This window comes from Dysgonomonas sp. 520 (assembly GCF_010501095.1).
Taxonomy (GTDB): Bacteria; Bacteroidota; Bacteroidia; order Bacteroidales; family Dysgonomonadaceae; genus QVMP01.
Genome location: NZ_QVMP01000019.1, coordinates 1 through 21,902, shown reverse-complemented (window position 1 = coordinate 21,902; position 21,902 = coordinate 1). Strand labels below are relative to the sequence as shown.

At 37.8% G+C, this 21,902-nt stretch carries 22 protein-coding genes; 11 read left to right on the top strand and 11 right to left on the bottom strand.

The window, feature by feature from the left end; translation table 11 throughout:
• Positions 1-26 precede the first annotated feature (26 nt).
• Positions 27-728 (top strand): YjjG family noncanonical pyrimidine nucleotidase, encoded by a 702-nt coding sequence (locus D0T56_RS11560; RefSeq protein ID WP_163320317.1) that lies wholly within the window; start codon positions 27-29, stop codon positions 726-728.
• A 7-nt stretch (positions 729-735) separates the two neighbouring features.
• On the opposite strand, the gene D0T56_RS11555 is transcribed toward D0T56_RS11560, so the two are convergent.
• From D0T56_RS11555 to D0T56_RS11540, 4 genes are all read right to left on the bottom strand, one after another.
• Positions 736-1,203 carry a hypothetical protein gene (locus tag D0T56_RS11555; protein ID WP_163320316.1) on the bottom strand — a complete coding sequence of 156 codons (468 nt, stop codon included), beginning with the start codon at positions 1,201-1,203 and terminating at the stop codon, positions 736-738.
• Positions 1,204-1,229: 26 nt separating this feature from the next.
• Positions 1,230-1,844, bottom strand: a complete 615-nt coding sequence (locus D0T56_RS11550; protein WP_163320315.1) for a hypothetical protein — start codon at positions 1,842-1,844, stop codon at positions 1,230-1,232.
• A 132-nt stretch (positions 1,845-1,976) separates the two neighbouring features.
• Complete coding sequence (rpsA, locus tag D0T56_RS11545) at positions 1,977-3,764, bottom strand: 30S ribosomal protein S1 (protein ID WP_163320350.1); 1,788 nt, start codon at positions 3,762-3,764, stop codon at positions 1,977-1,979.
• Positions 3,765-4,048: 284 nt separating this feature from the next.
• The gene (locus D0T56_RS11540; RefSeq protein WP_163320314.1) at positions 4,049-4,540 is read right to left on the bottom strand and encodes a Dps family protein; all 492 of its coding nucleotides are present in this window, start codon (positions 4,538-4,540) and stop codon (positions 4,049-4,051) included.
• Between the two features lie 322 nt (positions 4,541-4,862).
• On the opposite strand from D0T56_RS11540, the gene D0T56_RS11535 reads away from it, so the two are divergent.
• The 3 genes from D0T56_RS11535 to D0T56_RS11525 are packed head-to-tail and all read left to right on the top strand — an operon-like array spanning position 4,863 to position 8,323.
• Positions 4,863-6,443, top strand: a complete 1,581-nt coding sequence (locus tag D0T56_RS11535; protein ID WP_163320313.1) for a peptide chain release factor 3 — start codon at positions 4,863-4,865, stop codon at positions 6,441-6,443.
• Positions 6,444-6,460: 17 nt separating this feature from the next.
• Complete coding sequence (locus D0T56_RS11530; RefSeq protein ID WP_163320312.1) at positions 6,461-7,519, top strand: glycosyltransferase family 10 domain-containing protein; 1,059 nt, start codon at positions 6,461-6,463, stop codon at positions 7,517-7,519.
• A 3-nt stretch (positions 7,520-7,522) separates the two neighbouring features.
• Positions 7,523-8,323: a lipopolysaccharide kinase InaA family protein gene (locus tag D0T56_RS11525; RefSeq protein ID WP_163320311.1), complete on the top strand. Its 801-nt coding sequence runs from the start codon at positions 7,523-7,525 to the stop codon at positions 8,321-8,323.
• A gap of 26 nt (positions 8,324-8,349) precedes the next feature.
• On the opposite strand, the gene D0T56_RS11520 is transcribed toward D0T56_RS11525, so the two are convergent.
• The 3 genes from D0T56_RS11520 to D0T56_RS11510 all read right to left on the bottom strand — a co-directional run bounded on the left by D0T56_RS11520 (position 8,350) and on the right by D0T56_RS11510 (position 11,126).
• Entirely contained in the window at positions 8,350-9,324 is a 975-nt protein-coding gene (locus tag D0T56_RS11520) for a glycosyl transferase family 90 (RefSeq protein ID WP_163320310.1), read from the bottom strand.
• 123 nt (positions 9,325-9,447) lie between these two features.
• Positions 9,448-10,329 carry a LuxR C-terminal-related transcriptional regulator gene (locus tag D0T56_RS11515; RefSeq protein ID WP_163320309.1) on the bottom strand — a complete coding sequence of 294 codons (882 nt, stop codon included), beginning with the start codon at positions 10,327-10,329 and terminating at the stop codon, positions 9,448-9,450.
• Positions 10,326-11,126 (bottom strand): NUDIX domain-containing protein, encoded by an 801-nt coding sequence (locus tag D0T56_RS11510; RefSeq protein ID WP_163320308.1) that lies wholly within the window; start codon positions 11,124-11,126, stop codon positions 10,326-10,328. Before D0T56_RS11510 ends, D0T56_RS11515 begins: the two co-directional genes overlap by 4 nt.
• Before the next feature lie 370 nt (positions 11,127-11,496).
• Here D0T56_RS11510 and rplM point away from each other — a divergent pair, with 370 nt between their 5' ends.
• From rplM to gyrB, 5 genes are all read left to right on the top strand, one after another.
• Positions 11,497-11,952 (top strand): 50S ribosomal protein L13, encoded by a 456-nt coding sequence (rplM, locus tag D0T56_RS11505; protein ID WP_163320307.1) that lies wholly within the window; start codon positions 11,497-11,499, stop codon positions 11,950-11,952.
• Between the two features lie 5 nt (positions 11,953-11,957).
• Entirely contained in the window at positions 11,958-12,344 is a 387-nt protein-coding gene (gene rpsI, locus D0T56_RS11500; protein WP_163320306.1) for a 30S ribosomal protein S9, read from the top strand.
• A gap of 191 nt (positions 12,345-12,535) precedes the next feature.
• Positions 12,536-13,387, top strand: a complete 852-nt coding sequence (rpsB, locus tag D0T56_RS11495) for a 30S ribosomal protein S2 (RefSeq protein ID WP_163320305.1) — start codon at positions 12,536-12,538, stop codon at positions 13,385-13,387.
• 122 nt (positions 13,388-13,509) lie between these two features.
• A complete protein-coding gene (gene tsf / locus D0T56_RS11490; RefSeq protein ID WP_163320304.1) occupies positions 13,510-14,334 on the top strand; it encodes a translation elongation factor Ts in 825 nt (274 codons plus the stop codon).
• Between the two features lie 223 nt (positions 14,335-14,557).
• Complete coding sequence (gyrB, locus tag D0T56_RS11485) at positions 14,558-16,519, top strand: DNA topoisomerase (ATP-hydrolyzing) subunit B (RefSeq protein WP_163320303.1); 1,962 nt, start codon at positions 14,558-14,560, stop codon at positions 16,517-16,519.
• Positions 16,520-16,594: 75 nt separating this feature from the next.
• Here the strand turns inward: gyrB and D0T56_RS11480 are convergent, their stop codons facing one another.
• Complete coding sequence (locus D0T56_RS11480) at positions 16,595-17,374, bottom strand: META domain-containing protein (RefSeq protein WP_163320302.1); 780 nt, start codon at positions 17,372-17,374, stop codon at positions 16,595-16,597.
• Between the two features lie 277 nt (positions 17,375-17,651).
• On the opposite strand from D0T56_RS11480, the gene D0T56_RS11475 reads away from it, so the two are divergent.
• Entirely contained in the window at positions 17,652-17,855 is a 204-nt protein-coding gene (locus D0T56_RS11475) for a hypothetical protein (RefSeq protein WP_163320301.1), read from the top strand.
• Between the two features lie 78 nt (positions 17,856-17,933).
• On the opposite strand, the gene rfbD is transcribed toward D0T56_RS11475, so the two are convergent.
• Both rfbD and D0T56_RS11465 read right to left on the bottom strand, forming a co-directional pair.
• The gene (gene rfbD, locus D0T56_RS11470) at positions 17,934-18,884 is read right to left on the bottom strand and encodes a dTDP-4-dehydrorhamnose reductase (protein ID WP_163320300.1); all 951 of its coding nucleotides are present in this window, start codon (positions 18,882-18,884) and stop codon (positions 17,934-17,936) included.
• Positions 18,885-18,983: 99 nt separating this feature from the next.
• The gene (locus D0T56_RS11465) at positions 18,984-19,526 is read right to left on the bottom strand and encodes a DUF4924 family protein (protein WP_163320299.1); all 543 of its coding nucleotides are present in this window, start codon (positions 19,524-19,526) and stop codon (positions 18,984-18,986) included.
• A gap of 135 nt (positions 19,527-19,661) precedes the next feature.
• Here D0T56_RS11465 and D0T56_RS11460 point away from each other — a divergent pair, with 135 nt between their 5' ends.
• Entirely contained in the window at positions 19,662-20,786 is a 1,125-nt protein-coding gene (locus D0T56_RS11460) for a glycosyltransferase (RefSeq protein ID WP_163320298.1), read from the top strand.
• A 10-nt stretch (positions 20,787-20,796) separates the two neighbouring features.
• Here the strand turns inward: D0T56_RS11460 and D0T56_RS11455 are convergent.
• A partial coding sequence (locus tag D0T56_RS11455; RefSeq protein ID WP_163320297.1) for a pyridoxal phosphate-dependent aminotransferase occupies positions 20,797-21,902 on the bottom strand: 1,106 nt, incomplete at its 5' end.

Genomic DNA, 21,902 nt, shown 5'->3' with positions numbered 1-21,902 from the left:
TGCTTCATTTTTTCTAATATATGACTATGAAAAAGAAATACACGAACTTATTTTTCGATCTGGATGATACTCTTTGGGACACAGCAGCCAACAGCTTAGAGTCTATGAAAGAGATTTATCTGATTTATAATTTCGAAAACTATTATTCTTCATTTGATAATTTCTATACGGTTTACCTAAAACACAACAATCGCCTTTGGGATCAATACAGCAAAGGTTTGCTGAAAAAGGAAGAACTCACAAGATCTCGGTTCTACACTTTGTTCGAAAAACACAATGCTTTCAGCATAGAAAAGTCAGAGCAAATAAATTCCGACTATATGGCAAAAACCTCCATGAAGAGAAAAACGATTGATGGAGCAATCGACTTGCTGAACAAACTAAATGGAGAGTACAAATTACATATTATCACCAACGGATTTAAAGAAGTTCAATATACCAAACTCAAACAATCGGGTTTGTATCACTTTTTCGACCAGATTATCCTTTCCGACGAAGCCGGAGTTAACAAACCGAATCCTAAAATTTTTGATTATGCCCTGAAAAAAGCAAATGCGGAGAAAGAAGAATCATTAATGATTGGCGATATGCTGGATACCGACATAAAAGGCGCACATGCCTGTGGCATTGATCAGGTTTGGTTTAATCCACACCATCAAGAGATTAAAGATATCAAGCCTACTTATGAAATAAGCAGAATTGATGAATTGATGAAAATATTGGATTGATTAGATATTAGTAAAACTCTTGCGGTGCTTTGCCCGGAGGTGTACCTTTCTGATAAACATGTGTTTTATTTTTCAAAAGGCCACCATATCTTCTTACAAATTCTTCAGAAGCTCGAGAGTTTATGCGATTATAATCTTTCGAAAAATATAGATATCCGGTTGGATGAAAACTCTGTTGTCCGTACAAATTATAGTGGGTATCACCTTTAACATAAACATGTAATCCATTACTCATTCCTTCATACCTATAGCTATAAAAACTTGTTGAGCCATCAGGGAATTTTTTTATATATCCATTTTGATCAGATTCATAACAACCGTTATCGGTGAAAACAATATATACCCCAACAATATTGGTTAATTTCTCCTTTACACCATTCTCATCAACAGACTCTATATATTTATAATATGTCTGGGATTGCATATTAAATATACAAGTACCGATAATACAGCACAATAGAATTATTTTTTTCATATATATATATTATTTAAATTACAAAATCATTTAATAACACCTTTACCATAACAAACTCTGCATTTACCATCTCCATAGCATCTCGAACAAGAGAAAATCTTTCCATCTTTTTTCCAAAATCCTTTTCCTTCACACATACTACATAACCCAGAGCCTCTACAACCTTTGCATTGTTGCACCCGATTAGGTGCAGGTCTGGGAGAGGGATTTGGCATTGGATTAGGCAAAGGCATTGGGGATGGATTGGGTGCAATATTTTTTATTTTAGATGATGTTTTCACTCCATTTGGGGGTGTCATACGCTGATAGACATACGTATTACCCGTAGATTGCTCTTTCACATTAAGCCTTCCTTTGTCTGATGAGAAATAGTAATTGCATGTTCCCCAATAACTAGTTCCATAATAAACGTATATACCATCATCAATCCCTTTATATTCCAGAAAACCATTCTTTACTGTATATCCTTCTATATTTGAATCGTAACACCCTTTGTTACTAAACGTTACAAACTGACCGGTTCCGTCTCCCGAAACTTTTTGACCATTACTATATACAATATTTACTTGTTTATAATAATAAGTTTGCCCTAGAAGCGGAGTAGACATTATTAACAGTAAGAATACAAAATATTTTTTCATAGTCAGATTTCTGCCATAAACATTCAATATCCTCAAAAATAATAAAAAATCTAATTCGATATATTCAGATATATAAAAATAGAGCGTAACTAAAACAGCTACGCTCTACATATTACTTAGAATTATATTCTCTTACTTGTTTTCTCCAGAAAGTTTTTCTTTCAAAGCAGCCAATTCTTCGATATCTCCAAGAGTTGTTTTCTCTGTTGAAGTTGAAGTCACTTGTGAAGATTCTTCTTTATCTTTCTTAGTTGCTCTTTTCTTCTTTTCTGGTGCAGCATCAGCTTTTTCGTCTTCGAAAGTTCTGCTGTGAGAAACAATGATTCTCTTAGAATCTTTGTTGAACTCAATCACTTTGAACTGAAGTTTCTCATCTACTTGAGCTTGAGTGCCGTCTTCTTTCACCAAGTGTTTTGGAGTTGCAAAACCTTCAACACCGTAAGGAAGAGAAACCACAGCACCTTTATCTGCCATTTCAACAACTGTTCCTTCGTGTACCGATCCTACTGTAAAGATAGTTTCAAATACATCCCAAGGATTTTCTTCCAATTGTTTGTGTCCCAGACTCAAACGACGGTTATCCTTGTCAATTTCAAGAACCTGAACATCAATATCAGCACCAATTTGAGTTACCTCGCTTGGGTGTTTGATTTTCTTAGTCCAAGACAAGTCAGAAATGTGGATAAGTCCGTCCACACCTTCTTCTATTTCGGCAAATACACCGAAGTTAGTGAAGTTGCGTACTTTAGCTGTATGTTTGCTTCCAACAGGATATCTTTCTTCGATATTTTCCCATGGATCCGGTTTCAATTGTTTGATACCAAGAGACATCTTACGTTCGTCACGGTCAAGAGTAAGAACAACAGCTTCTACTTCGTCACCCACAGACATAAAGTCTTGAGCACTGCGTAGATGTTGAGTCCAGCTCATTTCCGATACGTGTATAAGACCTTCTACGCCCGGAGCAATTTCGATGAATGCACCATAGTCGGCCATAACCACAACTTTACCTTTCACTTTGTCACCAACTTTAAGGTCAGCACTCAATGCATCCCAAGGATGAGGAGTAAGTTGTTTCAAGCCAAGAGCGATACGTTTTTTGTCATCGTCGAAGTCAAGGATAACAACATTGATCTTTTGATCCAATTGTACCACTTCTTCCGGATGCTGAACACGTCCCCAAGAAAGGTCTGTGATGTGGATAAGTCCGTCTACGCCACCAAGGTCGATAAACACACCATACGAAGTGATGTTTTTAACTGTACCTTCAAGCACTTGTCCTTTTTCCAGTTTCGAGATAATATCTTTCTTTTGTTGTTCAAGCTCAGCTTCGATAAGCGCTTTGTGAGATACAACAACGTTTTTGAATTCGTGGTTGATTTTAACAACTTTGAATTCCATTGTTTTATCAACAAACACATCGTAGTCACGGATAGGTTTAACGTCGATCTGAGATCCCGGCAAGAACGCCTCGATACCAAATACGTCAACGATCATACCACCCTTAGTGCGACATTTGATGTAACCTTTAATGATTTCATCATTTTCAAGAGCTTCGTTCACTCTATCCCAAGAACGTGTAGCACGTGCTTTTTTGTGAGATAGAAGCAATTGACCTTTTTTGTCTTCTTGGCTTTCGATGTAAACTTCTACTTCATCACCAACTTTAAGGTCCGGATTGTAGCGGAATTCGTTCATAGAAACCACACCATCCGATTTGTAACCGATGTTAACAACAACTTCACGTTTGTTCATCGAAGTTACTTTACCCATAACCACTTCTTTATCGCTTATTTTGTTTAGCGATTGGTCATAAGTTTTTTCTAATTCTTCATGGCTTTTACTTGTATAAGAATCGCCTTTTTCGTAAGCATCCCAGTCGAAGTTTGCGTCTGGTTGCACATTTTTTAAATTGTCAATCATTCAATTTCGATCTGGCACCGGTCCTGATCAGTATCTTTAAAAGTTAAACATTATTTTTCGCTTAATAAAAAGCGGTGCAAAGATATTGTTTTTCAACGAACTTACAAAATATATCCCCACCCATTTTTTAGCAAGAGTACAGAAAATGCGGATCATATTGTGAAGTCATCCGGGCTTTTTAGTTTTGTGCATTTTTGTGTCACGCTGTTTGACAAAAAAAAGTCAAAAAAAATAAGTTGCCCTTATACAAGGACAACTTACCCAAACACTATTACAGACTCTTATTTATTGCACTCTTCGTCGGATGCGTATGCGACCAACATCCACACGGTTTTTTCTTGTTCTTTCAGATAATCACTCAAAAGAGATACGGTAGACTCATCGTTTGCGTCACCTGCCAATTCGAGCAATTTTCTTTCGTCTTCAATCAATAATCCTAAAGTCTCAAGGATATTTTTAACAGCTTCGCAACCGCAGGTAACACCGGCTACTTCCTTTACTTTTGATATTTTCAGGTAATCGCTGAATTTATTGGCAGGAGTGCCACCTAACATCAAAATGCGTTCTGCTATTTCGTCCACTTTTTCAGCGGCATCGTCATACATTTCTTCAAATTTACTATGCAGAGTAAAGAAATTCTTACCTTTTATATTCCAGTGGAATCCACGCAAATTGGTGTAATACACCTGATAGTCGGCTAAAAATTGTTGTAATCCTTTTACTACTTTTTCGGTTGCATTTGCATCAAGATGAAGATAATCTAAAGTTTTCATATTCATTTAAATTTTTATAGTTGTTAAATATTAAGTTTTACATTTTTTATCAGGATATTCCTGCTTAGAAACAAACGTACGGATGATTTATATACATGCCCTATCTTGCCTGTGTTCTCTTTATAAACAAGGTTAAACCAGAATTGTTCATCAAAAATCCGAAATTTGTAAGATTTCACCCCGGAAATCTAATTGACTGTCACAAACAAAATTTCTCAACCTGTTTATTTCCAATTGAATATTTTTAGCTTTGTGCTAGCATATTATTATTGTATCTTTGCACCTCGAAAACATAAGGTAGCATTTCATTTTTATATTTTGCATGAGTGAACTAGAAACAGAAATAAAACGAAGACGTACATTTGCCATCATCAGCCACCCTGACGCCGGGAAAACGACATTGACCGAAAAACTGCTGTTGTTTGGAGGCGCCATCCATGTGGCGGGAGCCGTGAAGTCGAACAAGATAAAAAAAACGGCTACATCCGACTGGATGGAGATTGAAAAGCAGCGTGGTATATCGGTTGCTACTTCCGTGATGGGTTTTGAATATGAAGGATACAAGATAAACATTCTGGACACTCCCGGTCACCAGGATTTTGCGGAAGACACATATCGCACTTTGACGGCTGTTGACAGCGTAATCATAGTGGTGGATGTGGCTAAAGGCGTGGAAGCCCAAACCCGCAAACTGATGGAGGTTTGCCGGATGAGGAATACTCCCGTGATGATTTTTGTCAACAAAATGGACAGGGACGGGAAAGACCCTTTCGACTTGCTCGACGAGTTGGAGGAAGAATTGAAGATAAACGTCCGCCCGTTGAGTTGGCCTATTGATAGCGGACAAAGTTTTCGGGGTGTATACAATATATATAAAGAAAAACTTGATTTGTATACTCCAAACAAGCAAATGGTTACCGAATCCATCGAATTCAAGGATATAAACAATCCTGATTTGGAAAAACATATCGGCAACTCTCTGGCAGAAAAATTACGGGAAGATATAGAACTGATTGACGGGGTTTATCCCGAATTAGACATAGACACATACCTGAAAGGGCAGATAGCTCCCGTTTTCTTTGGCTCGGCATTAAACAACTTCGGGGTGAAAGAACTGCTCGATTGTTTTACGCAGATAGCTCCTTATCCCCGTCCGGTAGAAGCCATTGAAAGGGAAGTTGACCCGATGGAAGAAAATTTCTCCGGATTTATATTCAAGATACATGCCAACATGGACCCGAACCACAGGTCGTGTATAGCTTTTGTGAAGATATGTTCCGGTAAATTTGAACGGAATGTCAACTATAAACACATCCGTTTCAACCGTATGATGCGCTTCTCTTCGCCAACAGCCTTTATGGCGCAAAAGAAAGAAACCGTGGACGAGGCATACGCAGGAGACATTGTAGGTCTTCCCGATACAGGAAACTTCAAAATAGGCGACACCTTGACATCTGGAGAAGAAATCCACTTCAAAGGATTGCCTAGCTTCTCTCCAGAGATGTTTAAATATATTGAAAACGCCGACCCGATGAAGACCAAGCAGCTGCAAAAAGGCATCGACCAATTGATGGACGAAGGGGTTGCCCAGCTGTTTGTGAATCAGTTTAACGGACGGAAGATTATAGGAACCGTAGGTCAGTTGCAATTCGAAGTGATTCAATACCGCCTTCTTCACGAGTATGGAGCACAATGCCGGTGGGAGCCTCTCAATCTGTATAAGGCATGTTGGATAGAGAGTGACAACAGCGCTGAACTAGAGAATTTTAAGAAGCGTAAATCTCAGTACATGGCGAAGGATAAAGAAGGCAGGGATGTGTTTCTTGCCGACTCCAACTATGTTTTAATGATGGCACAACAAGATTTTAAAGATATAAAGTTTCATTTTACATCTGAATTCTGAATTAAAAAAATTATTTCTTGAAAAAAGAACCATATAAAGTAAAATTAGTTCCCTATCGTAAGAATCTCGGAGACATAATGCTCCGTCAAACAGAGGGCGGACTAGGATTTTCTTCAGATGGACGCTATCGGTTTTATATCGATGAGGATATTGACGAACCCGACTTCTGGGTGATTCAAGGAAAAGGAATTCGTCAGGCGGAAACTTGTCGGGTTGCCCCTCAGAACACGATATTATTAAGTACCGAGCCTCGTTCCGTGCTGGTTTATCCGAAAAATTATATCCGTCAATTCGGTTTGGTATGTTCGTGCCAAGCGAAAACCAACCACCCTAATCTGGTGCTTGGACCTGCTATATTGCCTTGGTTTGTCGGATACAATAAGAAAACAGACGGAACCTTTGAATATTCGCTAGATTATGATAATTTAAAAAAATCACCTGCGCCAAAGAAAACAAAACTCATATCAGTCATTACCAGCAATAAAGCATTTACACAAGGGCATCTTGACCGCATTCGTTTTGTGGAGAGGTTGAAGGAATATTATGGTGACAAAATAGATGTTTTCGGGCGGGGATTTCATGATTTTGATGATAAGTGGGATGTTTTGGCTCCTTATAAATATCATATAGCTATTGAAAATTCGGCTCAGGATTATTATTGGACTGAAAAAATATCCGATTGCTTTCTGTCCGAATCATTCCCGTTTTATTACGGTTGCACTAATCTTTCCGATTATTTTGACGACACATCTTTTCAGCCGATTGATATTTTCAATTTCGACCGAACTGTCGAAACAATTGACCGGATGATAGCTGACAATGTTTACGAACAAAGAATCAAAGCATTAGAAAACAGCAAGGAACGAGTTCTGGAAGAATACAATATGTTCAATTATATCGCCTCGTTGTGCGACAGGCTCAACCCCTCGCTCCCCAAGAAAGAGGTTACACTACAACCCTGCCATACTATGAGCAATTGGCATAATTTTTACAATTACACCATTGGTCGTAATATATTTAAACTGAAACAAAAAGTAAAATATCTCTTCGATAGTCCATCACCATTAAGCCGGTAAATTATGGGAGAAAACAAAAAGATAATTATAAGTCGGAACTACGAGAACACCCCTCTCGTCAGAAACTTTATAGAAAACCTTCCTGAAACTTTCAGCTCTAATGGAACTGTAATCTTCTCGGCTCGCAATGTCATCAAAAGTTTTGCAATTGACTCTTCGGATGAAACGTTGAAGGATGTTGTTGTAAAACGCTATAAAAAACCATACTTCCTCCAACGTGTGATATACAGCTTCTTTCGAAAAAGCAAAGCTAAACGGGCATTTTACAATGCAATGGAATTGAGAAAAAGAAATGTTGACACACCTCAAGAGATAGCTTTTCTGGAAGAATGGGAAAACGGCTTATTCAAGTACGGATACTTCATTTCGGGTAGCAATTACTCCCCTCCAATACGGGAAAAACTTATTGATCTGGAGATATTCGACCATGCGATAGCAAAAGACTTTGCCTTTTTTGTGGCAGAATTGCACCAAAAGGGGATATTACATCGCGACCTCAACTCAACAAATGTATTGTATCACCAGCAGGAAGGGCATAACACTTTCTCTTTGATAGATATAAACCGTATGGATTTTCTTTCTTCGGGAAAGCAACTTTCAATCTCCGATTGCTTTAACAATCTGACCCGTTTTACCGGACGGATGGATTTGTACGAATACGTTTTGCAGCACTACATAGAAGCACGGGGTTGGGACAAAGACACAACTTTAGGCGAAGCCATAGGCATAAAAATGCGGCACGACAAGCAATGGAAACGCAGAAAGTCATTCACAAGAATGTTTTCGCTGAAAAGAAAAAAATAGAGAACACTACCTGAACCAAGTTCTTATCAAGGCATCTGCCCTGTTTTTTGGAAATATTTTTTTAGTACCAACAGACTTAATAAATCTTCCCGTTCTTTGTTTTTAAATTGATTCACATATTCATGGGCATTATCTATAATTTGCTGAGCCTTGTCAGGATTTTGAATATAATAATCCATCCTTTCTTCTAAATCCGAATAATCGTCTTTTATCAGCACATAATGATAATCCGGAATCAGCGTTCCCTCCATAAACCATGTTTCATATTTAGGTTTAGGCATAACGGCCAATGAGTTAGAAGACATCACCCATTTCAAATTGCTGGCAACATCATTACCCTCGATACTCAAAATAAATTTATAGTCCAGTTGTTCGCCTATAGTCAATCTATTCGCAGGATATTTTGCGTCGGGTGTAATATTCACCTGTCCGATATCTATTCTCGGACTTTTATTATAATACATATCCATAAAACGTATCCGATGCTCTTGCCGTACTTTTCCCCTAAAAATCAGCATATCTTTCTTTTCCTTGAACGATTTTTTATCATTGAGAAAAAGAAAATGCCTTATTTTATCCAATTTCAACACTACAGAATTTGCATTATCGCCCTCTATCGGGCGACTTTTTACAAGAGACGGATATTCCGGCACGTGAATTATATCCCCGAATAATGGAATTATCTGTAAATCCTGTGGAAAATAGCGTGCGTACTCAAATGTATCGAAAAAATACACCTTACGATGATTCTCTAGTTTAAATCCGGATAAAGATTCTGCCATTTCATCGGGCAAAGTATATTTTTCTTCCAAACGATTATAATAATTCAGCCTGTAATTAATATACTCAAGATCATAATCTGCAACAGATGCTAATTTTTCATCCAATAATTTTTGATAATGAGCTAAACGTGGTAATTTATAACGAAAGTGATTCTTTACGTAATACCATGGTTTATTATTTTTATGCCTGAAAGAAGCTCTTTTTATATTTGAAAACATATAAAAATTTAAATAGTATATTAATTATTATATCAACAAGAATGAAATCTACACAAATATATACAACAAAACTTTAATAATCTTATAACCGCAAAGTAAAAGACCGCCGATTGAGAAAATACCCTAAAGCTCTATTTCGTCGGCAGATATGTAACCGTGGCTAATGCAGTAAAAAATAAGTCCTGAAACAGTTTTTATCCCTAACTTTGATGTGATATTTTTCCTGTGAGACAGAACTGTGTTCAGACTGATATTGAGCTTGTCGGCTATTTCTTTGTTCAAATATCCCATTGCGATAAATTTCAAGACTTCCAATTCGCGAGGCGAAATTTCCTGAGTCTCTTCTTTATGCACGGAGTTGTCGTTATCTGCAAAAATTGCCTGCCAATCGTCGATACCGGAATCTTCCAATTCCTTTATCTTAGGTTTCAATATTTTTTCCCTGATCCGATTGTGTTTGCTTAAGTCGGAAAACAAGCTGTCGACAGAAAAAATAACTGCGTAACACAGGTTTTCATTGAAGTTTCCGGAAATGTGTTTTATCAAGATGTTTTTCAGGTCTAGCAACAAGGCTTGCGAATTGTCTTCATCCAACAATCCGGCATTGATACGGCTGAGAAGTTCGTCCTTAAACTTGTAGAATATTTTTCGAATAAGATCAAGCTGTTTATTATTCGGATCGCTCATTGCGATAAACGCATTGAGGTGTTTTTCTATGTTCGGTATCTGAGCATGAGCGTAGTAGACATCGGTTTGTTTCAGGTACTTCATCACCAGCTCAATATCAAACTCCTGCAATTTTTTCTCAGGAAAATACTCTTCATTCAGATACGTATTGAGTATTGCCAGAAAAAACTCGACATTAATTCTCAAATCAATACAGATAGCTTCAACAGTTCTATCTTCCAACCCTAATTTTATACCAAACCTATTGATAACAGGGATTAGCGATAAATTTTCGTTGATATACTCCGAAAGAATAGAAGTCCTTGTCAGAAAACTCATAAGTCTTTGTTATTCCAGGGCATTAATTGCATTCCGAATTCGAGGGCAGTTTCGTACTGAGTGGTGATGAATTCGTATAAGAAAGGTGCTTTATGAGCTTTCTTTTTCTGGGTTTCGTCCAACCTCCTAACCAAACCAACAGACAACATTTTTCGTTGAAAATTTCGTCTATCCAAGGGTCTGCCGATAATAGATTCATAGACAGCCCTTAGCTCGGGCATTGTAAATTTATCCGGAAGCAACTCATATCCTATGGGCACATACCCCAACTTCATACGGATAGATTCTATTGCATAATGAATCATTTTATTATGATCGAAAAACAAGGATGGAAGATCATTAAGATCGTGCCATTCGGTTTGAAAATTGGGATCAATGTTATCGGTAACAACTTTAGTATAATCAACCAAAGCGTAATAGCCAACAGCTATAAATCTTTGAGCAAACCAATGGTTTTCCACATCTTTCACCCCGGCTTTACGTAAAATCTCTTTGTTTTGCTCCAAATCAATCCTATCCTTATCACCAAACAGATGATATTGATGTATATAGATATTATTAACTTTTGTTCGTTCTGTTGCAATTCTGAGGGCCGCTTCGTCAACACCTTCATCCCGACGTACAAAACCACCCGGCAGAACCCATTTGTCTACCAAGTTAAACTTATTGAGAAGAACTTTCAAGTGCCCTTCAAAAAACGCCAGAATAACGCAATTGACTACAAATCCGGGCTGTAATTGAGTTTTGTTCAAGTTTGAAGATAATAAATCCTCATTTATAACATCTGTTGTTTGCATAATTTCATAAAATGATACTCACACAATTAAGATAATACGGCATTCCCCCGAATTACATTAACAATTTCCACAAAGTTATTCGTAATATTTCAGATTCGCAATATACAAAGTATTAAGAAAAAGTAATTGCATTAAGGAAATTACGAGATTACACAATGTTACAAGTCTTGTATAATGAAGAAAGCCATAAAATTCCGACTCATTTATTTTGCTAATTCGGTCAAAAAGAGTAATTTTGCAGACCGATTATTGAAGAAGTGAATTTAATTATTTGGTATTTAAGTAGTTATTTGTTTCAATACCCTTAGCCCGAAACGAAAATACTAGAGCCAAATAGAAAGCATTAACAAATTAAAAACATTAAAAGAAAGTGGATACTTTAAGTTATAAGACCATTTCTGCAAACAAGGCAACTGCAAACAAAGAGTGGGTTGTGGTTGATGCAACTGGACAAACATTAGGTCGTTTGGCTTCGAAAGTGGCTAAAATATTGAGAGGTAAATATAAGCCAAATTACACTCCACATGTTGATTGTGGCGATAACGTGATCCTTATCAATGCAGAAAAAGTTGTATTGACAGGAAACAAATGGAACGACCGTGTATATTTGAGATATACAGGTTATCCTAGCGGACAAAGAGAAATGACTCCTGCCAAATTGCTTGAAAAAGGTGCGGATCGTCTGGTTCATAAAGTAGTAAAAGGTATGTTGCCTAAAAACAGACTAGGTGCGGCACTTTTGAAAAACCTTTATGTATATGAAGGAACTGAGCACAAGCACGAAGCTCAACAACCTAAAACAATTGATATTAACGCTCTTAAATAATAACAATGGAAGTAATAAACGCAATCGGAAGACGCAAAGCTGCGGTAGCACGTGTGTACGTAAGCGAAGGAACCGGAAAAATCATTATCAACAAGAGAGAGTTAGATAATTACTTCCCTTCAACTATTCTTCAATATGTTGTAAAACAACCTCTAAACACATTAGGCGTTGTTGAAAAATATGACATAAATATTAATTTGAAAGGTGGCGGATACAAAGGACAGTCTGAGGCTGCTCGCTTAGGTATTGCCCGCGCACTTGTTAAAATTAATGCAGAAGATAAACCAGCTCTTAGAGCAGAAGGGTTCATGACTCGCGATCCTCGTGTTGTTGAACGTAAAAAACCGGGACAACCAAAAGCGAGAAAAAGATTCCAATTCTCGAAACGTTAATCAATATCAGTCAACTACTATCGGCTTGCGGCTATTGTTCGACACAACTCTGCAAGTTGCATGAAAGTTACTGCTAACTGGAAACGTTTAGCATCTAAATTGACAGGACTTCGGAAAGATGCGAACTACCTGACAATTCATTTTTAACAGAAAAAGAAAGTAAACGAATTAAAACAAAGTAAAAAAACACAATGGCAAAATTAGAATTTGACCAGTTACTAGAAGCAGGTGTTCACTTCGGACACTTGAAGAGAAAATGGAATCCTGCTATGGCTCCTTATATTTTTATGGAGCGTAATGGTATTCATATCATCGACCTATACAAAACAGCTGCGAAAACTGACGAAGCGGCAGCAGCTCTAAAACAAATAGCAAAATCGGGAAAGAAAATTTTGTTTGTTGCTACAAAAAAACAAGCAAAACAAGTGATTGCCGATTTGGCACTTTCGGTAAATATGCCTTACGTTATCGAACGCTGGCCAGGAGGTATGTTGACTAACTTTCCAACAATCCGTAAAGCGGTGAAGAAAATGTCAACTATCGACAAAATGGTGAAAGACGGAACATTCGATACTTTGTCGAAAAGAGAAAAACTTCAAGTAACACGTCAACGTGCTAAATTGGAGAAAACTCTTGGTTCTATTCAAGATTTGACTCGTCTTCCATCGGCATTGTTCGTTGTTGACGTAATGAAAGAACATATTGCCGTGAAAGAAGCGAACAGACTGGGTATACCTGTATTTGCTATGGTAGATACCAACTCTGACCCAACAAACATCGACTTCGTTATTCCTGCGAATGATGATGCTGCAAAATCGGTAGAACTGATTGTCTCTACTTTGTGCGAAAGCATTAAAGAAGGTCTTGAAGAAAGAAAAATAGAGAAAGCTGATTCAAACGCAGCAGAAGCACAGGAAGACGGCGGCGAACGCAAAGAGCGTAAAGCCAGAGCAACAGCAAAAAAAGAGCGTGTTGCTAAGGAAGACGTAGACGCTTTGAACGCAGACGTTGTCAGCAAGATCGCAAAAGAAGACGAAGAGTAAAATATTCTGATATTAAGTTAAGACTTAAGTGCCGGAGTGTTTTATTCTGAGCGCTTATATCTTAACTTTTTTTATTTCAAAAAACAAACCGGAAATTAATAATCTAAAGAAAGGATAAAAATATGGCTATTACTATGGCAGACATCCAAAACCTACGCAAAAGAACAGGCGCAGGGATGATGGATTGTAAAAGTGCTTTGACTGAAGCAGAAGGAGATATTGATAAAGCAATAGAAATAATACGTAAAAAAGGACAGGCTTTTGCTGCCAAACGTGGCGATCGTGATGCATCTGAAGGATGCGTATTGGCCTCTACAAATGGCGATTTTGCGACAATCGTAGCTCTTAACTGCGAAACGGACTTCGTTGCAATGAATGCTGACTTTGTTGGTTTAACTACAACTATCCTTGACGCAGCATTGGCCAACAAACCTGCTGATATGGATGCTTTGAAAGCCATTCAAATTGATGGTCGTTCTATCCAGGATTTGGTAACTGACAGAATGGGTGTTACCGGAGAAAAAATGGAAATAGGCGCATACGAAACAATTACTGCTCCTTCGGTTGTGGCTTACGTTCACCCTGGAAATAAATTGGCAACTATCGTAGGTTTCAACAAAGCCGATGTAGATGTACAAGTAGGAAAAGATATCGCTATGCAAATTGCAGCTATGAACCCTGTTGCTTTGGTTGCAGAACAAGTGTCTGAAGAGATCAAAGAAAGAGAAATGAGCATTGCACGCGACAAAGCTCGTGAAGCAGGTAAACCTGAAAACCTATTGGATAAAATTGCAGAAGGTGCATTGCAAAAATTCTACAAAGAATATACACTTCTTCAACAAGAATTTGTAAAAAATCCAAAACAAACAATCGCTCAGTATTTGGCAAGTCACGACAAAGAACTGGCTGTTGTAGGATTTAAACGCATTACATTGAACGCAGAGTAATTTGCATCAAAATATATTAAAGAGAGCCGCTTCAAATAGAAGTGGCTTTTTTTGCTTATTACTAATAATTGTTAATCTTGATTTACAGGCTTGTAATTACTTTTGAATCGTGAATTTAGTATTGCATAATCGGGCTTTTTTTTGTATATTTGTTCTGCTTTTTGCGGAACATTTCCGCTACTGAAAATGGGTTTGCAAACGGCATAGAAAACACAAATAAAAAATGACAGAAAAAGAAAAAAAAGCAGCGAGCGCGTCATACTCCGCCGACAATATCCAGGTATTGGAAGGCTTGGAGGCCGTGAGGAAAAGACCCGCCATGTATATTGGCGATGTTGGTGAAAAAGGTTTGCATCACTTGGTCTATGAAGTTGTTGATAACTCAATAGATGAGGCTTTGGCAGGTTTTTGTACCAATATCGAAGTTTTTATCAATGAAGACAATTCCATCACTGTGAAAGACGATGGTCGTGGTATACCAGTCGGTATGATGGCCAAGGAGCAGAAATCCGCTCTTGAAGTTGTTTTGACAGTTCTTCACGCCGGAGGTAAATTTGACAAGGGTACATATAAAGTATCCGGAGGTTTGCACGGTGTGGGGGTATCTTGTGTGAACGCCTTGTCTACTTTCTTAAGAGCAGAGGTAAGAAAAGACGGAAAACTATATGCAATGGAGTTTTCTAAAGGTGTACCAACTCAAGGGTTGGAAATAGAAGGTGAAGCCTCCGGAACCGGTACTACTATTACCTTTAAGCCGGACGACTCGATTTTTACGCTTTCAACAGAATATAAGTATGATACCCTTGCTTCTCGTCTGCGAGAACTTGCTTTCCTGAATGCGGGAGTAAAACTATCCTTGACGGATAAAAGGGTAAAAAAAGAAGACGAGTCTTATAAATCGGAAATCTTCTATTCAGAAAAAGGTCTGGAAGAGTTTGTTCGTTACATAGACGCATCAAAAGAGGCATTGATTCCCGATGTAATCCACATCGTTACGGAGAAACAAGGAATTCCCGTAGAAATAGCGATGTCGTACAACACCACATACAATGAGAATGTATATTCTTATGTAAACAATATACACACCATAGAGGGAGGTACTCACCTCACAGGTTTCCGTCGGGGATTGTCCAGAACTTTGAAAAAATATGCCGACGACTCGAAAATGTTGGAGAAACTGAAAATTGAAATCAGTGGCGACGACTTCCGTGAAGGACTTACTGCTGTCGTTTCAATAAAAGTTGCAGAACCTCAATTTGAAGGACAGACTAAAACCAAACTAGGAAACAACGAGGTGATTGGCGCTGTTGATCAGGCGGTGGGTGAAGCACTTGGTTACTATTTGGAAGAACATCCGAAAGAGGCTAAAACTATCGTAGAAAAAGTTGTTCTGGCTGCAACAGCTCGTCATGCCGCACGTAAAGCTCGTGAAATGGTACAACGCAAGTCTCCGATGGGAGGTGGCGGTTTACCGGGTAAACTGGCTGACTGCTCAAGCAAAGATCCTGAAATATGCGAAATATTTCTGGTCGAAGGAGATTCGGCAGGTGGTACAGCCAAACAAGGAAGAGACAGGATGTTCCAAGCAATTCTACCTTTGAGGGGTAAGATTTTGAATGTGGAAAAAGCAATGCCTCACAAGGTTTTGGAGAGTGATGAAATAAAGAACATATATACAGCTCTGGGCGTAACTATCGGAACAGAAGACGACTCTAAGGAGTTGAATCTGGAAAAGTTACGTTACCAAAAGGTTGTAATCATGACCGATGCCGATGTGGACGGAAGCCACATTGCCACATTGATTTTGACATTCTTCTTCCGCCACATGAAAGCCCTGCTTGAGAAAGGCTATATTTATATTGCCACTCCTCCTCTTTACCTGTGTAAAAAAGGCAAGGTTGAAGAATATTGCTGGGACGACAGACAACGCCAGGCATTTATTGATAAGTACGGAGATGGGAACGAAAATGCCATCCATACTCAACGCTATAAAGGTCTTGGAGAAATGAACGCCACTCAGCTTTGGGATACAACAATGAACCCAGAACACAGAACGTTGCGTCAGGTAACAATAGAAAATGCTGCGGAAGCAGATCATATTTTCTCAATGTTGATGGGTGAAGACGTAGCTCCACGTAGAGAGTTTATCGAAGAAAACGCCACTTATGCTAATATAGACGCATAACCGGGCAGAATGAAAATAAAAAACGGAGGCTTGATTTTCAGAATCAAGCCTCCGTTTTTTTTCGCTAGTCTTACATTATTTCTTAATATATGTAAGGATATTTTTCCCGTCTCTGGTTAACGTGAGCGTACCGTTTTTAGTCATAGATACTTTACTAACACCGGTCAATGCCTGTGTGTATTTATATTCTCCCTCCATATTAGGACAGGCACGACGAGTTGTCATTAATGGACCTACAGTTATATATTCACTTGCAACACTATAAGTTCCATTAAAAGTATTGCAGCCTGCGCTTCCATTCACACGTTTCTCTTCCACATTAAACTTCAGGGTAGGCAGAGTTTCTTCTGTAAATAATTTGTCGGAACTTTCTCCATTAATAGACTCCAGTTTCCACTCTTGAGTAAATACATTTTGATCTACGCCTCTGATGAAAGTTGCCACAACCGACCCACTATTTTTAAATGTCAAAACACCATTTTCAACAGATATTGTATTTGGTTTCGCCAACATTGCAAAAAAAGCAGACTCTTTGTTTTTTGCAAAACACATCATCATTGTAGCAGCCACACGTGGAGCCGAGAACACACCCTTTTCGTAAGTAAAAGCACCTGTGTATGAGTTGCAACCACCATTACCGAAAATTTGTTTTGCTGATGCGTCAACATTCATAGTAGGAACTTTACCTTCAAAAATATCAGCTACGTCCTCTCCATCCAATGTTGCTAATACCCATGTACCATTAATGGCACTCACCCCTCCAAGAGTATCTTTCGTACTTTTACAGCCTTGTGTTGTCATACCTAAAGAAATAATCACTGCCATAGCAAGTGATAAATTAATTAATCGTTTCATTGTTTTCTGAATTTAAATCGTTTTGTTTATTATATGAACAATGTGTTTGAAGTTATGTTCAAATATTTTTTCTTTTATTTTTCAGGGGGCAAAGATAGGCTCTATTCTTCCCCCTTCAAAATGCTAGAGTATTGTGAGAGGGGTATTCCATATATTTTTACGATTCTTAATATTTTGTTAGATATATTATATGCCACTGATATACATCGGTATAAAAAATCCGATATATTTGTGATAACTCTAAATAATAAAGCTAAAACTTATTACGAATAAAATTATGAAGAAAGTATTATTTTCGTCGATGTTGGTGGTAGCACTTCTTTCATCAAACTTTGCAATGGCACAAGACAATCAAAAAACGTGCAAGAATAAGGCAAGGACAGAATGTACAAAAGATAAGAAAAACACATGCCCAAAAGACAAAAAAGCGTGTGACAAGACTCCCGCCGAAAGAAAAGCCTGCTGTCCTCAGAAAAAATAACGACAAATAAACAAGTAAAATAACACAAAAGAGGAGTTGAAAACAGTTCAACTCCTCTTGTCGTTTATATCCTTCCGGTTATACCGTCAATTCTGAAATACATACCGCCAAGCTATCCTCCCATTTTGGAATAGATATCCCGAACGTCGATTTTATCTTACTCTTATCCAACACACTATATTGTGGACGCACGGCACGAGTAGGATAATCGCTTGTAGGAATAGGGCTAACCTTACACGTCGTAATACCGGCCAATTTGTGAATAAGCAGGGTGAAATCATACCATGTTGCAACTCCCTCATTTGAATAATGATAGATTCCCGATTTTAATCCGTTAGCTTCGCTATAATCAATAATCTTCACGATTGCACAAGCCAAGTCTGCCGCATTGGTAGGTGTTCCCGCCTGGTCTGCAACCACATTCAGCGATTCGCGCTCCTTTCCTAATTTTATCATTGTTTTAACAAAGTTGTTTCCATATATAGAATACAACCAGGCGGTGCGGATAATAATTGAGTTTGGGCAGATTTCCATCAAAACGGCTTCTCCCTCCTGTTTCGATTCTCCATATACAGATTTCGGATTTACCGGATCTGTTTCTTTATAAGGGGAAGTGCTTGTTCCGTCAAACACATAATCGGTTGAAACATGAATCACTTTTGCATTGTGCTTAGTTGCTGCCAAAGCCAGATTTTTCACTGCATCCCTGTTTATTTTGTAACAAAGGTCTACATCATCCTCCGCCTTGTCAACGGCTGTGTATGCTGCACAATTGATTATATAAGAAATTTTGTTTTCATCCAAAAACGTTTCTATCTCGTCAAGACGGGTAATATCAAGAGTGTCTACATCCGTGAAAAAGAATTGCAGATTATTTTCGTGAGATTGCACCAACCTCTTCAACTCACTCCCAAGCTGACCGTTACCTCCTGTCACAAGGATATTTTTTTGTTCTAAATTGAGATGAAAAACATTTTTGGCTGTTTGCTCCTCATCTCCCGTCTGTTTATTTCCTGAAAAGAATGCCATCGTATTATTTTTTAGTGACAGTATGTATCAACAATGTATTTTAGCAGTATAACCACCTGTCTTATTTATATTTACCAAAGTAATAAAAAATCTATGACCTTAGATTTCTAATTCTCCTTTACGCTCCTGAAAATATTTTTCAGCCAATAATCTCAACAAAGAACTTATCTGCGACATGGCTTTCTGGGTTTCATCCGAAATTTCACGCCCTTGTATTTTGAGCAATAAATATCCATACATAGCTGAAAAACAAGTTTCAATTTCGGGAATATCTTTATCCGGATTTTTCGCCCTGAGTTCAACTATAAATGGTAATGTATTATAATAAGTAGCGATATAAAACGATTCTTGTGGCGATTTTAAAAGTCTGAGGTGCAGATCTGTCAACTCTATAATAACATTTTTATTTATTTGCAGATGACCGGTTTCTTTTATGCCTTCCAGCTCCATCATCTTTATCAGGTTCTGATACCAATCTTCTATTTCTTGTTTCACCTCAACCGGTTGATCATACTGATCTATAATATTTTTCCTGATACGATCAATATCAGATCCGTTTGCTCGTATCAAGTCTTCCACTTGCCACATATAAAGCAGATATTCGGCAATATTACTTTCTTTTTTCTTTTGAGCAATAAGCATTAGTTGTATATTTCTAAAAGTACAAAGATAATGTAAAATGTTATACTATATTTTTTTAACCGGTATATTTAGTTCAGAAATGCTATCTTTGTTTTTACATTTACAAAGTAATTAACAACTTAAATACTCATAAAATTGGTTCTCAATATTGTTTCTTTTAACATACCATATCCTCCAGATTACGGTGGGGTTATTGATGTTTTTTATAAATTGAAATCGCTTCAGGAATTAGGAGTGAACATAATCCTTCATACATTTGAATATGGCAGGAAACATTCGGCTGAATTGGAAAAATACTGTAATAAAGTATACTATTACAAAAGACACACAGGTATTATATCGCAATTATCTACACTGCCATACATTGTAAAAAGTCGCAAAAATAAAGAGTTGATTAAAAATCTTTCATCTAATGATTACCCAATTCTTTTTGAAGGAATTCACACCTGCTATTATCTGGGTAATTCATCATTGAGTAATAGGTTAAAGATTGTAAGAACTCATAATATAGAACATTTTTATTATGACGGGTTGAGAAAAACTACAAAATCAGTAATTGAGAAACTATACTTCTGGCTCGAAAAAATCCGCCTTAAACACTATGAAAAAAAACTGAATTTTAGCAATTATATAATACCTTTATCAAAATCGGATACAGATTATTTTCAATATAAATTTGGAAAAGAGAAGGTTATTTATATTCCTATTTTTCATCAAAATGACAAAGTTGAAATTGTAGAGAAAATAGAAAAACCATATTTACTTTTTCATGGAAATTTGAGTGTTGCCGAAAACATTAATTCAGCCATCTATTTAAACGAAAACATAACACAAAGAGACCATTCGTTAGATATTATTATTGCAGGAAAAGATCCGGATAAGCTTTTAATAACCAAATTGAAGGATCTAGAAAATGTAACTATAATCGGAAATCCCAGTTCTGAGGAGATGGAGAAACTTGTAAAGAATGCTTCGATAAATGTACTATATACGGAATATCCGGCAGGGGTTAAGATTAAACTCATAAATTCCTTGTATACAGGACGCTTTTGCTTGGCTAATGATGCAATGCTAGAAGGTTCCGGTTTGGAGGACTTGTGTTTGAAATTCCCTGAAAATAACTCTGAATTATTGAAAATAATTCACAAATATTACACTAAAGATTTTGATTTATCTGAACAGGAAAAGAGATTGCAGAAACTGGATTCTCTGTATGGGAACAGACTTAACGCTCAACAAATAATAGATTTGCTTCAGTGAAGCAAATCTATTATTTGTCTTTCACTTGTGCATAAGCTTCAAGGGCTTTTTCGAGTACAGTCAAAGCCTTTGCCAAATCTTCTTTTTTCAAGACATAGGCTATACGAACCTCGTCCCGTCCCAATTCGGGGGATGTGTAGAAACCAGACGCAGGAGCCATGAAGACGGTTTGTCCCTCATATTCAAAGTCGGAAAGGCACCATGCGCAAAATTTATCGGCATCGTCCACCGGCAGGCGGGCAACCGTATAAAAGGCCCCCATAGGTATTGGCGAATAAACCCCCGGTATTTGGTTCAATCTGTCGATCAAGAACTTACGACGCTCTACATATTCTTCGTAAACATCTCTCAAATATTCAGGATCGGCATCTAGCGAAGCCTCTGCCACTATTTGTCCAACCAGAGGAGGGCTCAAGCGTGCCTGACAGAATTTCATCAGGGTTTTGCGCAGTTCTTTATTTTTAGTGATTATTGCACCTATGCGTATACCACATTCGCTATATCTCTTTGATACTGAATCGATAAGCACAACATTTTCTTCTATTCCAACCAAATGACAGGCCGAAATATAGGGCGACCCCGTATAGATGAACTCACGATAAACCTCGTCGGAAAAAAGATACAGGTCATATTTTTGAACAAGGTGCTTTATCTGATTCATTTCCGACCGAGAGTATAGATAACCGGTTGGGTTGTTCGGATTGCAGATCATAATACCTTTGGTACGCTCATTTATCAGCGCCTCAAATTTTTCGACAGGAGGCAATGCAAACCCCTCCTCGATAGAAGACGGCACTGTTCTGATAACCGCTCCGGCTGATACGGCAAATGCCATATAGTTTGCATAGGCCGGTTCGGGAACAATTATTTCGTCTCCGGGATTAAGGCATGCCAGAAAAGCAAACAGAACGGCCTCCGAGCCTCCGGTTGTGATTATAATATCATCGGCCGCCACATTTATTTTATATTTGGCATAATATGTGACAAGTTTTTCCCGATAAGAACGATAACCGTCACTGGGACTATATTCCAGAATAGTGCGATCTATATTCCGCAACGCATCAAGTCCCTCTTTTGGTGTTGGCAAATCGGGCTGCCCGATGTTCAAATGATAAA

Bases quoted from the DNA above. Each gene is read 5' to 3' on its own strand.
- gyrB (WP_163320303.1), top strand. From the start codon at position 14,558: ATGACAGAAAAAGAAAAAAAAGCAGCGAGCGCGTCATACTCCGCCGAC.
- tsf (WP_163320304.1), top strand. From the start codon at position 13,510: ATGGCTATTACTATGGCAGACATCCAAAACCTACGCAAAAGAACAGGC.
- D0T56_RS11535 (WP_163320313.1), top strand. From the start codon at position 4,863: ATGAGTGAACTAGAAACAGAAATAAAACGAAGACGTACATTTGCCATC.
- D0T56_RS11560 (WP_163320317.1), top strand. From the start codon at position 27: ATGAAAAAGAAATACACGAACTTATTTTTCGATCTGGATGATACTCTT.
- rfbD (WP_163320300.1), bottom strand. From the start codon at position 18,884: ATGGCATTCTTTTCAGGAAATAAACAGACGGGAGATGAGGAGCAAACA.
- D0T56_RS11525 (WP_163320311.1), top strand. From the start codon at position 7,523: ATGGGAGAAAACAAAAAGATAATTATAAGTCGGAACTACGAGAACACC.
- D0T56_RS11480 (WP_163320302.1), bottom strand. From the start codon at position 17,374: ATGAAACGATTAATTAATTTATCACTTGCTATGGCAGTGATTATTTCT.
- D0T56_RS11515 (WP_163320309.1), bottom strand. From the start codon at position 10,329: ATGAGTTTTCTGACAAGGACTTCTATTCTTTCGGAGTATATCAACGAA.
- D0T56_RS11475 (WP_163320301.1), top strand. From the start codon at position 17,652: ATGAAGAAAGTATTATTTTCGTCGATGTTGGTGGTAGCACTTCTTTCA.
- rpsI (WP_163320306.1), top strand. From the start codon at position 11,958: ATGGAAGTAATAAACGCAATCGGAAGACGCAAAGCTGCGGTAGCACGT.
- D0T56_RS11465 (WP_163320299.1), bottom strand. From the start codon at position 19,526: ATGCTTATTGCTCAAAAGAAAAAAGAAAGTAATATTGCCGAATATCTG.
- D0T56_RS11555 (WP_163320316.1), bottom strand. From the start codon at position 1,203: ATGAAAAAAATAATTCTATTGTGCTGTATTATCGGTACTTGTATATTT.
- D0T56_RS11550 (WP_163320315.1), bottom strand. From the start codon at position 1,844: ATGAAAAAATATTTTGTATTCTTACTGTTAATAATGTCTACTCCGCTT.
- D0T56_RS11520 (WP_163320310.1), bottom strand. From the start codon at position 9,324: ATGTTTTCAAATATAAAAAGAGCTTCTTTCAGGCATAAAAATAATAAA.
- D0T56_RS11540 (WP_163320314.1), bottom strand. From the start codon at position 4,540: ATGAAAACTTTAGATTATCTTCATCTTGATGCAAATGCAACCGAAAAA.
- rpsB (WP_163320305.1), top strand. From the start codon at position 12,536: ATGGCAAAATTAGAATTTGACCAGTTACTAGAAGCAGGTGTTCACTTC.
- D0T56_RS11510 (WP_163320308.1), bottom strand. From the start codon at position 11,126: ATGCAAACAACAGATGTTATAAATGAGGATTTATTATCTTCAAACTTG.